This window comes from Endozoicomonas sp. PH6C, from assembly GCF_059322965.1.
Window position 1 is genome coordinate 628,182 of record NZ_CP185342.1, and the last position, 13,673, is coordinate 641,854.

Annotated in this window: 13 protein-coding genes; 5 read left to right on the forward strand and 8 right to left on the reverse strand. The window is 48.7% G+C overall.

The features are described from left to right. The first annotated feature begins 72 nt into the window (after positions 1-72). The gene (locus ACOMG9_RS02585) at positions 73-1,407 is read left to right on the forward strand and encodes a UPF0149 family protein (RefSeq protein ID WP_448215641.1); all 1,335 of its coding nucleotides are present in this window, start codon (positions 73-75) and stop codon (positions 1,405-1,407) included. An 88-nt stretch (positions 1,408-1,495) separates the two neighbouring features. On the opposite strand, the gene ACOMG9_RS02590 is transcribed toward ACOMG9_RS02585, so the two are convergent. Then, entirely contained in the window at positions 1,496-2,491 is a 996-nt protein-coding gene (locus ACOMG9_RS02590; RefSeq protein ID WP_448215642.1) for a CobW family GTP-binding protein, read from the reverse strand. Between the two features lie 156 nt (positions 2,492-2,647). On the opposite strand from ACOMG9_RS02590, the gene ACOMG9_RS02595 reads away from it, so the two are divergent. Next, positions 2,648-3,265, forward strand: a complete 618-nt coding sequence (locus ACOMG9_RS02595; protein ID WP_448215643.1) for a hypothetical protein — start codon at positions 2,648-2,650, stop codon at positions 3,263-3,265. A gap of 15 nt (positions 3,266-3,280) precedes the next feature. Here ACOMG9_RS02595 and ACOMG9_RS02600 read toward each other — a convergent pair whose 3' ends face one another. After that, positions 3,281-3,745, reverse strand: a complete 465-nt coding sequence (locus ACOMG9_RS02600; protein ID WP_448215644.1) for a hypothetical protein — start codon at positions 3,743-3,745, stop codon at positions 3,281-3,283. 76 nt (positions 3,746-3,821) lie between these two features. Next, on the reverse strand, positions 3,822-4,997 hold the full coding sequence (gene chrA / locus ACOMG9_RS02605; protein WP_448215645.1) for a chromate efflux transporter: 1,176 nt from the start codon (positions 4,995-4,997) through the stop codon (positions 3,822-3,824). Positions 4,998-5,385: 388 nt separating this feature from the next. Here chrA and tatC point away from each other — a divergent pair, with 388 nt between their 5' ends. Further along, a complete protein-coding gene (gene tatC / locus ACOMG9_RS02610) occupies positions 5,386-6,144 on the forward strand; it encodes a twin-arginine translocase subunit TatC (RefSeq protein ID WP_422139827.1) in 759 nt (252 codons plus the stop codon). A gap of 71 nt (positions 6,145-6,215) precedes the next feature. On the opposite strand, the gene ACOMG9_RS02615 is transcribed toward tatC, so the two are convergent. Continuing rightward, positions 6,216-6,797 carry a sugar O-acetyltransferase gene (locus ACOMG9_RS02615; protein WP_494529709.1) on the reverse strand — a complete coding sequence of 194 codons (582 nt, stop codon included), beginning with the start codon at positions 6,795-6,797 and terminating at the stop codon, positions 6,216-6,218. Positions 6,798-7,210: 413 nt separating this feature from the next. Here ACOMG9_RS02615 and ACOMG9_RS02620 point away from each other — a divergent pair, with 413 nt between their 5' ends. After that, positions 7,211-7,879 carry a YdcF family protein gene (locus tag ACOMG9_RS02620; RefSeq protein WP_448215646.1) on the forward strand — a complete coding sequence of 223 codons (669 nt, stop codon included), beginning with the start codon at positions 7,211-7,213 and terminating at the stop codon, positions 7,877-7,879. A 46-nt stretch (positions 7,880-7,925) separates the two neighbouring features. Here ACOMG9_RS02620 and ACOMG9_RS02625 read toward each other — a convergent pair whose 3' ends face one another. Then, complete coding sequence (locus ACOMG9_RS02625) at positions 7,926-9,329, reverse strand: class II fumarate hydratase (RefSeq protein ID WP_448218604.1); 1,404 nt, start codon at positions 9,327-9,329, stop codon at positions 7,926-7,928. A 277-nt stretch (positions 9,330-9,606) separates the two neighbouring features. Here ACOMG9_RS02625 and ACOMG9_RS02630 point away from each other — a divergent pair, with 277 nt between their 5' ends. Next, positions 9,607-10,362: a 2OG-Fe(II) oxygenase family protein gene (locus ACOMG9_RS02630; protein WP_448215647.1), complete on the forward strand. Its 756-nt coding sequence runs from the start codon at positions 9,607-9,609 to the stop codon at positions 10,360-10,362. Here ACOMG9_RS02630 and ACOMG9_RS02635 read toward each other — a convergent pair. The 3 genes from ACOMG9_RS02635 to lnt all read right to left on the reverse strand — a co-directional run bounded on the left by ACOMG9_RS02635 (position 10,304) and on the right by lnt (position 13,653). Further along, positions 10,304-10,789, reverse strand: a complete 486-nt coding sequence (locus tag ACOMG9_RS02635) for an SPFH domain-containing protein (protein ID WP_448215648.1) — start codon at positions 10,787-10,789, stop codon at positions 10,304-10,306. The two genes, ACOMG9_RS02630 and ACOMG9_RS02635, sit on opposite strands and share 59 nt — an antisense overlap. Before the next feature lie 187 nt (positions 10,790-10,976). Beyond that, the gene (locus ACOMG9_RS02640; protein ID WP_494529710.1) at positions 10,977-11,450 is read right to left on the reverse strand and encodes a hypothetical protein; all 474 of its coding nucleotides are present in this window, start codon (positions 11,448-11,450) and stop codon (positions 10,977-10,979) included. A gap of 658 nt (positions 11,451-12,108) precedes the next feature. After that, the gene (gene lnt / locus ACOMG9_RS02645) at positions 12,109-13,653 is read right to left on the reverse strand and encodes an apolipoprotein N-acyltransferase (protein WP_494529711.1); all 1,545 of its coding nucleotides are present in this window, start codon (positions 13,651-13,653) and stop codon (positions 12,109-12,111) included. Between the last annotated feature and the right edge of the window lie 20 nt (positions 13,654-13,673).

Here is a 13,673-nt window from a genome sequence, read left to right on the forward strand (position 1 = left end):
GGATGTTGGATTAGTTGAACTGATCTACTATGATTGCGTGCCTTTCTGTACGGATCACCTTCGGATATCTCCATGAGTCCTTATACCTCTCCTATTTCTGAACTTCTTGGTCTGGGCCACTGCGACTGGCAGGATTGGACGGATTACAGCCGTTTTGAATTTAATGAGTCGCACATCCCGGAGCTGTTGAAGTTGGCTCAGGACTGGGCCTTCTTTGACCATGACGATGCCGATACCGTCTGGTCACCCGTTCATGCCTGGAGAGTTCTGGGTATTCTGCAGGCAAAAGAAGCGGTAGAACCTCTGCTGGAGCTGTTCTACAAAGATGATGAACATTTTGTGATTTCAGAGTATCTGCCTTCTGTGGTCGGTCGTCTTGGTAAAGTGGCCACTGATCGCCTTTGGAGCATTGCCAGAAACACCGGGGAAAATGAAGATGCCCGGGATCTGGCTATAGAGTCTCTGCGCTGGAATGCGACTTACCATGACGCGGATCGTGAAAGCACAGTAGCAGGCCTTCAGCAGCTTCTGGAAGACAGGGAAGATGATGGGAACTATCTGAATACGGCCTTGGTCGGTGCCCTGATCGATCTGCACGGCAAAGAAGCAGCTAAAGTCATCCGCGATGCTTTTGAGCGTGGTAAAGTTGATCGTGAGGTTCATGGTGATATTGAGGACGTGGAGATTGAGCTGGGTTTGAGAGAAACCCGTTCCTTCATTCCTGACTGGCGTTTTGACGATGCCCAGAAGGCAACATTGGCAACCATGCTGTCTGAGTATGGCCAGATGTCCTATCAGGAATTGGAAGGTTTCCTGTTTGGTATCTGGGGCTCGCCTCAACCGGTGCCACCCAACCGCTGGTTTAAAAAAATCTTTGGTGAAACACCTGCTTTTAGGGATGCGCAGCAGGAAAAAGATGCTCACCGTATATTGTTTAATCTTTGCGACACGATTGAGCGGACTGCTGCAATGGGGCTGGATATCATTCCTGAAGACTGTCTGTCAGAAACGCCGGAAGATGAGCTGTTCCCCAATCTTCAAAAGTGGTCCAAAGGTTTCGGTGAAGCCAATGCCATGCTGGTGAACTTCTGGGAAGAAATATTCCAGCACCAGGCCATGAAAGAGCTGGAAGAATCCTGGACGGCCTGCACCATTCTCCTCAGCGTCTGGTCCAACCCTGAGCAGCTAATGGATAAAGCCAAAAAACCGGGGGGGCCTGACATTGGCAAGATGCTGTCTGCAGTGCCCTCTGTAGCCAGGGAGCTGGCTTCCATTGACTTGGGAGTTCGCACCCGTTGGGAAGCCATTACGGAAACGCCAGATCCGGTTTCTGTTACCAAAATTGGTCGCAATGATCCTTGCCCCTGTGGCAGTGGTAAAAAATACAAGAAGTGCTGCGGCGCTTGATTCTGGCAAGCTTATTATCCAGATGAAACACAACACTTTCTGGAAACGGGATCTCATGGAGGTCCCGTTTTTGTAACTGGTAAAGCCTTCACTCTGAATCAGGCACCAATCCTGCTGCCTGGCACAATAACTCTTCAATCTCATCCCATGCCAGAGGTTCGTTGTGAATCACCTCAATCCGACTGTTATCGCATTCTTCCAGTTCCATGATGCTGACTACTCCATCCTGGGCATTAAATGCCCTTGGCCCGAGATGGGTATTAACCACAGCTTTCAGACGTTTGGCGGGTATGCTGTTGAACAGATGAAACAGTGCATCGAAGGAAAACACCAGCATTGAACTGTACAGCCAGCCACAGCTGAAATGGCCCTGTCCCTTGTTCTCTCGCCGGATAAACAGCTCGCCATCAGGCAGTTGCAGGGGGGCGGTTTGGGGCATGGCGCTGTGTGAGTGATGCGCATCTGGGTGCAGAGCGACCTGATGGCCTTTGGGAAGATCCAGCCATTGCTGCTCCAGTGCGCCATGGGCCACCCAGGCTGTTTTGAGTGTTTTGTTTTCCATAGAGCTGCAGAAGTCGTCAAAACGCTCTTTGTCGGAATCCTCACAACAGTCGGTCTTATTGGCCACGATAACGTCTGCCAGAGCGATCTGATCCTGAAAATTTTCGTTATCCAGATACCGTTGGTCTTTCAGATTCCGGGGGTCCACCAGACAGATACTGGCTTTCAGGTCGAGTACATCGCAATAGTGCTCACCTGACAGCGTCTGCAGAATCTGCTCCGGATGCCCCAGCCCTGTGGGTTCGATCAGAATACGGTCTGGTTTGCTGCGGGCAATCAGCATATTCAACCCTATCTGCATGGGCAGCCCGGCCACGCAGCACATGCAGCCACCGGGCACTTCCCGGACAACTGCGCCTTTGCCCGACATTATGGCGCCATCAATGCCGATTTCTCCAAACTCATTCACCAGCACACCCCAGGTTTCGTCTCTGGGCTTGTTGGCAAGAAGATGAAGGATCGCAGTGGTTTTACCGGATCCGAGGAAGCCGGTAATCAGGTTAGTAGGGATTGCTTTGGTCATGACATCTGAAACTGATTGAGGTTGTTACAATATAACGTTTTTGGCGAAGGTATGGGAGAAGAATTTCGCTAAACACCGTCTACTGATGGAAGAAACCTGAAAATCGTCGATAGTTAGATGTAAGGTATTTTCAGCTTTCAAGGAGGATTATGAGCCATGGCTGGACCAGTAAATTTTCTCAAAGGCTTGGTGGGAGCGTCACCTTCACAGAGTTCGAACAAGGTCAAAGGCAAGCAGGTCGGGCGATATGATCATCGAGCTGCTGAGGCTGTCGATGGCAAACCCATCCTGAAGGAGTCAAAAGAATTCTTTTTGGCTCAAGCTCATCATCTGGAAAAACAGGCTGGACAGTACAGATCGAAGGTTGCGCAACAGTGCACACTAGAGCAAGCTCAAAAAGTCAGAACCCAGGCGGAAAATGCCAAAACCAGTGCCCAGCTCCAAAATGAAAAAATTCGTAAGGAACAAAAAAGCCGAATGGCCGAAGCAAAGAGAGCAAGACAGAAGGGTCCTCTGAATCAGATAAAAAAAGCCGCAGTTAAGGTTGTTGATGCCGTCAAGCATGAAGCAGAAGAACTTTATCAGACTGCATCACATGCTGTCGAATGGGGGGGGCGTCAGGTCAGATTAGTTAACGAACAAGATGTATTGAACAATATGATTAAGCAAAAAGACAAATTGAAGTGGTATAAGAACCCTGCAGAAAGCTTTCAACTGTGGCGGGACATAAGGCAGGTGAGAGCCAGAATCAAGACTCTCGAGAAGGAAAAGTAACAGTAAAACATCCGCTCACAGGGAAGTTTTTTTAGTCATATTGACTTCCCTTAGTCCTTCGATATGACTCCCCAGCCGCCAGATTATGAATAAACTCACCAATGTGGCGACGGATTCAAAAATAAGCTCTGACTGTTCCATGGGTGCAAAAGCCAATATTAAAAAGATCGGCAGGCTGAACACCAACGCTCTCATGGTGACGACCCAACCTATTGAAATCAGTCGGGTCCAGAACTGTTCTCCCTGAAGACCCCCGTTGCAGAGCCAGGCGTAAAAGATAGCAATGACAGGAATCAAGAGCTCTATGGCCTCAAGCCAGACTGAATGGGCAGAGCGGTCATTGATGCTTCCAGGAAAAAAAGCCAGGGTTAGAAATGCCAGCCAGCATATCGCATAGAGGTATGTTTCCCGACCAGAGAGAGGCTTCTTTATCAGTCGTTCCTTCAGCCAGTTGATATCCCAGAACACCACGAATTGCATAATCGTACCCTCCAAAAGCTTATATAGTTTAGAGTCTCCGGGGAGTGAAAAGTTCCCCGGAAGTGTCTGCTCAGTGTCAGATCAACAGAAAACCAATGCCTGCAAAAAGGGGAACCATCCAGGCAATTGGCAGCTTCCAGACAGCCAGAAGCAGATAAGCCAACAATGCCAGGGCAACATCCTGAGCATCCTTGATGGCCAGCGTAATCACCGGATTGTAAAAGGCTGCCAGAAGCAAGCCTACCACCGCCGCATTAATGCCATTGATAGCGGCTCTCAGCTTTGGCATGGCTTTCAGACGGTTCCAGAAGGGCCAGGCCGCTGCCAGCAGAAGGAAAGAGGGAGCAAAAATACCCAACAGAGCGGCCAGTGCATGGGAAATACTGTAGCTATCGCCGTATACACCGCCCAGAAAAGGAGCCAAGGCAAACATAGGGCCAGGTACTGCCTGGGCGGCACTGTAGCCAACCAGAAAGGCGTCCGGGGTAACACCGCCGGGATGTACAACTTCAGCCTGAAGCATCGGCAGAACAACATGACCGCCGCCAAACACCAGAGCACCGGCGCGATAGAAACTGTCAAACAGGCTCAGGCTGGTAGAGTCTGACATATCTGCAAAGAAAGGCAGCAAGATAAGGCCGGCAAGAAAAAGAACCAGTGCAGCAAAGGCCTGTCGTTTGCTGCCTTTAACCCGGGCATGGTCGTCATGAGCAGACTGATCTTTGTAGATGACGAATCCACAGGCTGCCGCCACAAAAATCACCCCAATCTGGGTGAATACGTGGGGGAGCAGCAACATGGCCCCTGCCGACAACACCGCTAATGTCACCCTGGGACGATCCGGACATAATGATTTGCCCATTTTGATGAGGGCATCTGCCACGACAGCAACGGCAAACAGCTTGATGCCCTGTAGCATTCCCATAGCGGCAGGGATGCCGGATATCTCACTGTAGCCCAGTGCCAGCAGGATCATGATCAGGGCAGAAGGAAGGGTGAAACCCAGGAATGCGGCCACAGCACCCGGCAGGCCGGCACGTTCAAAACCTATGCTCATTCCCACCTGACTGCTGGCCGGTCCGGGCAGCATCTGGCAGAGGGCTACGGTGTCAGCGTAATCTCTTTCGCTGAGCCATTTGCGACGTCCTACAAACTCTTTATGAAAGTAGCCAATGTGGGCTGTGGGTCCCCCGAAGGAGTAGCAACCCAGCACCAGAAAGCGCCAGAAGATGTCGAGAATCGAGTGTCTCATAAACTGTCCTCACAAATATTGCCCGCCATTGTAAGGATGGGTATGTCATTAATCGAATGAATTCACTTAAGTACCTAACCAGTTGGTTTCGCATATTCTGGACGGCGGCTTTTTCCACCCTTCTGCGTTCCAACTCTGGTTGCGTAGCTATGGCTACGCGCCCGTCGTTGCGCCTTGAAGGATGAAAAAATCCACTCGCCAGAATATGCGAAACCAACTGGCCAGGTACTTATTGGAAATCATTTCAGATAGGGTTCTGTGCAGAATGGCGGCTGTTTTTTTTCGCAAGTAGTGGCTGTCCTATTGAATCTACTGATTGTGAGAAGGGTTTTCAGTTGAGTATGCTTAAGTATCTGGCCATCGGAGTGATTTTCAGGATAACAAATAAATGTCGTCTACTACCGAGAGCAGTGACAAGCAACAACCTTTGGTTCAGCATCTGCTAGAGCTGAGAACCCGTATTCTGCGCAGCATCGTTGTTGTGCTGATTATTTTTGCCGGGCTCTTCTACTTTTCCAGTACGCTCTATGAATTCTTTTCAGAGCCTCTGCGAGTTTTTCTGCCGGAAAATAGCAGCATGATCGCAACGGATGTTGCTTCGCCCTTTCTGGCACCTTTCAAACTGACAATGGTCCTGTCACTGTTTGCCGCTATTCCTTTTATCCTCAATCAGATATGGGGGTTTATTGCGCCGGGGCTATACAGGCACGAGAAGAGGCTGGCTGTACCACTGCTGATTGCCAGTGTCGTACTGTTTTATGTCGGAGTGGCTTTTGCCTACTTTGTGGTCTTTCCGCTGATCTTTGGGTTCTTTACCAGCACCGGCCCTGAGAGTGTCACGGTGATGACCGACATAAACAGTTACCTGAATTTTATTCTGAAACTGTTTTTTGCCTTCGGTATGGCATTTGAGATTCCTGTTGTCACTGTGCTTCTGATCTGGTCGGGAGTCTCAACCGTTGAGTCCCTGTCTGGAAAGCGTCCCTATATTGTCGTAGGCTGCTTTGTTCTGGGCATGCTGCTGACCCCTCCTGATGTAATTTCCCAGACTCTGCTGGCTGGCCCGATGTGGTTGTTGTTTGAGGTGGGCATTCTGTTTGCTCGTCTGACGTCTCGAAAACCAGAGGAAGCCGAAGTGAAGTCGTGAATCAGAGGCCTTTTACCTGAATGAGCGGAAAGCCCCGTACTTTTAGAGGATGTCAAGATAAAGCTATCTCATCAGCTTAAGGGTGATAAGATGGCTTCTTTGTTCATGACTGATTTAATGACTCTGCAGGGTGCTCCCACTGCCACGCTATTCGCAGGAATGTCACGAGTCACCACACTGCCCGCTCCAATCACAGAATTATCGCCAATAGTTACTCCGGGATTGACGTTCACATTGGCGCCCAGCCAGACGTTATTACCGATGGTGATGGGTTTGCAGAACTCCAGCCCTGTGTTTCGGGTTACTGAATCCAGAGGGTGTCCCGCAGTACTTATGGTGACACTGGGGCCAAACAACACATCATTACCAATGGTGACTTTAGCACCGTCGAGAATCGTGCAGTGATGGTTGGCATAAAAGTTCTCTCCCAAGTGGATATTGTAGCCATAATCACAATAGAAAAAGGGCTCTATCCATGCTTCTGAAAGGGTACCCAGAAGTTCATTGAGAACCTCTGCCTGTTGTGTTTTGTCGTCCGGTGAAACTTGATTAAAGCGGTGACACAGCTTCTTGGCCTCGAGGCGATCCTGGGTCAATTCTGAATCAAATGCAAGGTAATCCAGTCCTGCAAGCATTTTCTCTTTTTCGGTCATAAGGCTACTTCAATAAAAGTTTGTCAGTGGCTTTATTAACTCATGTCTGGATCAGGGGTTTAGTACGTGCTTTCCGATCTATTATCAGGATCTCTTGTCAGATAAATAGTCCTGAGCCGGAATACTGAATACTGGATGTTACGAAAAAGCTTAAAATATCAGCATTAGTGGCGGCTGAATAAGTAAATTCTTATTGATCCCATCAAGCTGGGCCTTGTCATTTTTTTGACTCATTGCTATCAGGTTGAATGCCTGAATCAGATCATTCTGACAGGCTCCTGAACGGTTAAGCTTTTTTCTCAGTAACGATGTTATATTGTTGGTGAATTACAGTAGCTGATTGGGGTGAGAGGCTGACAGCTTCCCCCCTTTAATATTCTATGGATGCTGATTTTGGGAATGATCTTTAAAACATGATCTTTAAAACAACAATGGGCTTGCTGGCGTGGTTGGCCCTGATTTTTCTCTATCTGTTTTCGGTTGCCCCTATTGCCAATCTTCTCGCCAGGGGGCTGGAGATATATCCTCCTGTTGATAGGAGTCTTTGTAAAAAAGCCGATGCCATGGTGCTGCTGGGAGGGGGAAGGCCGAGAAGCTCTGCTGAACTGGAGGGTTATCAGCCGACCCCTCTGTCACTTGAGCGTATTCGTTATACCGCCTTGTTGCACCGGGAGTGTGAAGTCCCCATTCTGGCCACTGGCGGTGGGAAGCGACCTGAGTCGGAAATGATGGCCAGGGTTCTGAAGAATGACTATAACGTTGATGTCTCATGGAAAGAAACTCAGAGCACGACAACCCGGCAAAATGCCCGGAACAGTAAAAAGCTGCTGGGTAATAAGCTGGCAGGCAAAGAGCAGATAACGGTTGTCCTGATTACTCACGCCTGGCATATGCCCCGGGCAGTGTTGAGTTTTGAAAGGGCTGGTTTCAAAGTGATTCCGGCACCCACAGCATTCAACTCGAAAGAGATCACCTGGCAGAAAGGGGCCAATTGGATCCCGAGGGTTCGTAATCTCAGGCTCAGTGAACTGGCCCTGAATGAATATCTGGGCTTAATCTGGTATCGGCTGACCATTCGTTAAGGGTGTCGAAAACGGGTTTTTGTGACGCCCTCTTTAGCAAGCCGGGCTATTTGACAATGCCGCCTTTGGTGGCCCGTCCAGGGTCCAGAATCTTCTTCAATGCCTCTTCCGACATACCGGTTTTTTCTTTAGCAACTTCGATGACCGGACGTTTCTCACGATAAGCCTGCTTGGCAATTTCAGCCGCCTTCATATAGCCAATCAATGGGTTCAGAGCTGTCACCAGTACCGGATTGCGCCTCAGCGTTTCCTTGATATGAGCTTCCCTGACAGTAAAGTCGGCTATAGCCTTGTCGGCGAGAATCAGGCTGCTATTGGTGGCCAGAGTAATGCTATTGATCAGATTGTTGGCGATCAGCGGCAGCATGACATTGAGCTGAAAATTGCCAGACTGGGCGGCAATCGCGATGGCTGAGTCCAGCCCCATGATCTGGGCGGCTGCCATGGTAACCGATTCGGAGATAACCGGATTCACCTTACCCGGCATGATACTGGAGCCAGGCTGCAGGGTAGGCAGTTCAATTTCACCAAGCCCTGCCAAAGGTCCACTGTTCATCAGGCGCAGATCATTGGCGATCTTCATCAGTGACACCGCCACACTGCGAAGGTCTGAGGACAGTTCAAGCGCTGTGGCCGGCAAGCTCTGGGCTGCAAAGAAGTTATTGGCAGGCTTGAAAAGCAAACCGGTATCCTGACTCAGTTGTTTGCTGACTTTTGTTGCAAAGTCGTGATGAGTGTTGGTTCCGGTGCCAACAGCGGTGCCACCCAGAGTGAGTTGATAGAGACGCTCAAGGGTCTGCCTGATTCGTTGTTGGTCATTATTGATCAGTGCTATCCAGCCACTGATTTCCTGACCAAAGGTTACGGGCATGGCATCCATCATATGGGTTCTGCCTGTTTTTACGGTATTCTCAAGCTCTAACCGACGCTTTTTCATCACTTCCAGAAGATGATTCAAAGCGGGCAGCAGGTGATTATGAATCAACAAGGCAGACGATACGTGAATAGCAGAAGGAATGACGTCGTTGCTGCTTTGTCCCATATTGACGTGATCATTGGGCGAGATTTTTAATCCTGAAGTACGATTGACCAGATTACTGATCACTTCGTTCACATTCATATTACTGCTTGTTCCGGACCCGGTCTGGTAGACATCGATAGGAAACTGATCCGCATATTTTCCCTCAATAAGAGTATCTGCAGCTTCGATAATGGCCAGGGCACTCTCTTCAGCCAGTAACTCAAGTGACTGATTGGTTCGGGCTGCGGCTTTTTTGATGCGGATAATGGCTTCTATGAAAGGATGAGGCAATGGCTGCCCACTGACAGGAAAGTTCTCAACTGCCCGCTGGGTCTGGGCACCATAGAGGGCGTCCCTGGGAACAGTCACTTCTCCCAGGCTATCGCGTTCAATTCGCACCCCGGTTGGGCGTTCTGCAGAGCTGTACATGGCTGTCGACTGTCCCATTAGTAGTGCCAGAGTCAAATGTCGCCAGGGTTTTTGCTTGAGGTTGGTGTTTGTCATTGAATCGAAACCCTATCCAGTCCGGAATTCGAATGTGAACGCCAATATCATAGACCCTTATAGCCTATTGGCGGCTATTGAGAATAAAAAATCAATTTTTTGTATGAAGCCGGTTTAATGCTTTTAATACCGCATAAAGCTTGTTCTTTTCTTGAACTGAACGATAAAATCTCGCCACTTTTACTGACCGGATATCAGGATAATGGACGTTAAGGTAGTCGATTATACGGCCACAGATGCAGCTCAAAAATTTGTTGAATCACTCCGCGAAACCGGCTTTGCGGTTTTAACCAAGCACCCTTTGAGTCAGAACCTGGTTCAGTCAATTTACGATAACTGGTTGAACTTCTTTAATTCTCCCGCCAGACAGGATTTTCTGTTTGATCCTGAAAAGCAGGACGGCTATTTTCCACCAGAGGTTTCTGAAGTGGCCAAAGGGCATGAGAAGAAAGATATTAAAGAGTATTACCATATTTATCCCTGGGGCCGGATTCCTGCTGAACTGAAATCAGAAATTACAGATTATTATGAAAAAGCTTCTGATCTGGCGGGTGAGTTGCTGGGATGGGTTGAAAGTAATGCACCTTGTGAGGTAGCAGAAGGCTTTTCCGAGCCGCTTCCACATATGATTGAAGACACGCCAAATACTTTGCTCAGGGTACTTCACTATCCTCCGTTCACTGGCGAAGAAGAGCCGGGAGCCATTCGCGCAGCAGCCCATGAAGATATCAATCTGCTGACCATTCTGCCAGCAGCCAGTGAGCCCGGCCTGCAGGTCAGATTGAAAGATGGCAGCTGGGTCGATGTTCCTTCAAAGTTCGGCTACCTGATCATCAACACCGGGGATATGTTGCAGGAAGCTTCCGGCGGTTATTTCCCTTCCACCAGTCACAGGGTGATCAACCCGACTGGTGGTAAGGGTGAGAAATCCAGAATGTCCCTGCCTCGTCTACCTTAACCAACAACATATTGTTGATGCGGTCACGGTTGGACAACATCTCATCCAGCTCCATGGATCCCAGAACCGCACGGATGTTGGTCATCACCAGATTCTGCATGGCCCGATAAAGCTCATTAACCTCATAGGATGCACGAACGGCATCCTGCACCTGGTAAAAACAAACGGCGTCTGTCGTTACCTGGGCATTATCAGAAGAGATAATCTCCTGTGAAGGTATATCAAGAACCTGCTCCATCATATTGATTTTTTTACCAATCCTGTCAACAACTGGCACGATAACGTGCAGACCCGGGGGCAGTGTTCGGGTATATTTACCAAAACGTTCTACGGTGTAATGAAAGCCCTGTGGAATCATCCTGACACCGGTGCTAATCAGCACAGCAATCAGGACTACCAATGCAATAGCTGTAATCTCAAAACCCACTTAGTCACTCCTTCGTCTGAAAAGTAATATCGATCCAGCAGACAGTCTGACAGAAAAAAACCACAAGACAAACTTGATATAGGAGGAGTTGTCGAAAGTAGGTGATATAAACCGTGACGTTATTTTTTCAGGCAGAAGACAATACGGGTTATTGCGTGGTTATGCCTGGTACTTGGTTGATGTGCCATTAATTACGACAGCTCACTTCTATATAGAGAAGAGCCCCACCGAAGCTTTGATGCGACTGCATTTTTTTTCCGGCACCATGGTGTTTATTTGAGTAGGTCACATCACAGCTATGATCAGGGGCGTAGCGATGGAATTCAACGCTGTTATCTCCAATTAGAGGCATCTCTACATACCAGTCGAACATGTAGCGGTAATTATTTCCGTACAGACGCACATAGGTCTCAAATCCGTGAAACAACGAGTCGTTACATCCTACTGCTGTGACAGTTTCTTGAGAGAAGACATCAAATTTTCTTTTGTCTTCGATAAAGCCATGTGAGGGATCCCCCATATCCAGGAGCATGTCTTCATTGGTGTGGTTTTCTATCTTGAAAATCGCAACTACGCCTGCATTATTACATTCGTGGTCAGCGTGCGCGTATGACAATCCAACGAATACAGCGCAAATGATCAGGGTTGCCTTTACGTTCATAATGTTTATCCTCTCAGACTCTGCAACTGTTCCACTATAATTCCCGGAAATTATCGTGTGTACAGCTAGCACTTGAACTCACGAGATTCTCACCCACAACGACCATTATACTAGAAGTATATCCGTAACGATCATAGGGACACTGCAACATGTTGGTAGGATCATATTTAGTCTTAACCCAGGGATCACAGCGGGGACAGAACAAAAACCACGTAACGACAGCAGTCGCCTTTGGCGGGGTATCCCGGGATATGACGATATCCTGAGATCGCGGTTTATCGCCATAGGAACACTTTGTAAGTATTGTAGCCTTGTAATGGAGGCCAAGTTTGCTGATGTTTAAGTAATAGGGTGGCATCGAGTCAGTTGTTGGAGTATAAACCCCGTACATGCAATAGCTTCCCGACCCAGCCTTGAAAGAGTAGGACACGCTATGGTCGGAGTCTTCGTTTCTTATAAAATAAATGAAATCATCCAGTGCATATGTTCTTGCATCCACGCAGTGAGGTGGTCTTGTCTGATCGTCATACTCAGCGTAGTTACCTGGTGGAACGACTGAAAGAACTGGGCGTGGCTTGATTCTTTATCAAAGGATGGCCGAATTAAAAAGGGTGACTCAAAGCCACCCTTTTTAATTCAGATAACAGACAGCCGATCCTTACTTCTGTGAATCAGAGACAGATCTTCTTGCGCTGAGAACCGCCACAATAATCATTATCAAACTCAAGAATAAAACAGGCCAGGACCCCAGTAACATGAAAGGAGTATTGCCTGTCATGACTTCAGCGGTGCCTCTCAGTACTCCGGGTTTGAAACGTTCGATGCTTTCAACCACCTGACCTTTATCGTTTATCAGGGCAGTGATACCGTCGTTGGTCGCGCGAATCATGTATCGACCGGTCTCCAGTGAGCGCATACGGGCCATCTGGAAATGTTGCTCGGGGCCAATAGACTTGCCAAACCAGGTGTCATTACTGATGGTTATTAACAACCCACTGTCTTTTGCCTGCCGGGCAGCAAAGTCGGGGTAAACCACCTCATAACAAATATAAGTGGTTATCACAGTGTTGGGGACTCGCAGTTTTTCCTGACCACCAGGCCCCGGGCTGAATGCCGACATAGGCAGGTCAAAAAAGCTGATCAGCCCGCGCAGGAGTGAATCAAGAGGAACATACTCCCCAAAGGGAACCAGCTTCTGCTTGTAATAGCGACCTTCTCCCAGACCCATGGCGATTATGCCGTTGTAATACTTTTCGTCGAACAGAGATTTTGTGTCCTCAGATCGCTCATCAATAGGTAAGCCGAGAATCAGGGCGCTGTTGTGTTCAGCTGCTTTACGATTGAGCTGACTGAGCACTGATCTGGCCTGACTGTAGTAAAGAGGCATGGCATTTTCAGGCCAGATGATCAGCTCCTGATCCCACTCGTCTTCAGAAAGTCCATAGAAAGTCTTCAGTGTTTTCTCAACATAGCCGGGGTCCCATTTCAGGAGCTGGGGGATATTCCCCTGAACAGCGCTGAAGCTTATCTCCCCCACAGGGTGAGTCCACTGTAATTTACCCAGTGGAACCGATGCAACCCAGAACACCAGGGTGATTGACAGGGCGATTAAAGATGGGTTCCGATGGGCTCGATCAGTGACCAGTGTCGCAGTAATCAGGGCTGCAGTCGAAGCCATGAGCAGAGTCAATCCAAAAACACCTACGACAGGTGCCCAGGATTGAACAGGGGTGTCGAGCAGTGAGTAACCCTCAAGAAGCCAGGGGAAGCCAGTGAGTAGCCAGCTACGAACCCATTCAAACAGTGTCCATAATCCGGCGAAAATCAGAGCTTGTTGCCAGGGAGCCTGAATATTGAATCGATGCCTGAGTTTTGCATAAAGATAGAAAAGCGGCATGACCATCAGGGCAGCCATCATAATAACGAACAGAGCGGTTAGCAGAGCTGCCAGAGGGACTGAGGCAGCACCAAAGTTATGGATGCTGACATAAATCCATGAAGTCCCTGTACCGAAAAGGCCCAGCCCAAACAGAAAGCCTCGGACAGTGGTCGTCTTTACTGTTTCTGTGCGGGTATAAGCAAAGCCTGCTGCTGTAGCAACGATCAGGACAGGCCAGATGTTAAAGGGACTGAAACCCAGTGGAAACAAACTTCCAGCCAACAGTGTGGCAAGGTGACCAAAGTAGAGTGTTTTTTTGTTCATAAATGGAATTCGGAAAAGTC

What these genes read in the sequence shown, in the direction of transcription:
- ACOMG9_RS02630 (WP_448215647.1), top strand. Translation starts at nt 9,607, where the DNA reads ATGGACGTTAAGGTAGTCGATTATACGGCCACAGATGCAGCTCAAAAA.
- ACOMG9_RS02615 (WP_494529709.1), bottom strand. Translation starts at nt 6,797, where the DNA reads ATGACCGAAAAAGAGAAAATGCTTGCAGGACTGGATTACCTTGCATTT.
- ACOMG9_RS02595 (WP_448215643.1), top strand. Translation starts at nt 2,648, where the DNA reads ATGGCTGGACCAGTAAATTTTCTCAAAGGCTTGGTGGGAGCGTCACCT.
- lnt (WP_494529711.1), bottom strand. Translation starts at nt 13,653, where the DNA reads ATGAACAAAAAAACACTCTACTTTGGTCACCTTGCCACACTGTTGGCT.
- ACOMG9_RS02590 (WP_448215642.1), bottom strand. Translation starts at nt 2,491, where the DNA reads ATGACCAAAGCAATCCCTACTAACCTGATTACCGGCTTCCTCGGATCC.
- ACOMG9_RS02620 (WP_448215646.1), top strand. Translation starts at nt 7,211, where the DNA reads ATGATCTTTAAAACAACAATGGGCTTGCTGGCGTGGTTGGCCCTGATT.
- ACOMG9_RS02625 (WP_448218604.1), bottom strand. Translation starts at nt 9,329, where the DNA reads ATGTACAGCTCTGCAGAACGCCCAACCGGGGTGCGAATTGAACGCGAT.
- tatC (WP_422139827.1), top strand. Translation starts at nt 5,386, where the DNA reads ATGTCGTCTACTACCGAGAGCAGTGACAAGCAACAACCTTTGGTTCAG.
- chrA (WP_448215645.1), bottom strand. Translation starts at nt 4,997, where the DNA reads ATGAGACACTCGATTCTCGACATCTTCTGGCGCTTTCTGGTGCTGGGT.
- ACOMG9_RS02585 (WP_448215641.1), top strand. Translation starts at nt 73, where the DNA reads ATGAGTCCTTATACCTCTCCTATTTCTGAACTTCTTGGTCTGGGCCAC.
- ACOMG9_RS02640 (WP_494529710.1), bottom strand. Translation starts at nt 11,450, where the DNA reads ATGAACGTAAAGGCAACCCTGATCATTTGCGCTGTATTCGTTGGATTG.
- ACOMG9_RS02600 (WP_448215644.1), bottom strand. Translation starts at nt 3,745, where the DNA reads ATGCAATTCGTGGTGTTCTGGGATATCAACTGGCTGAAGGAACGACTG.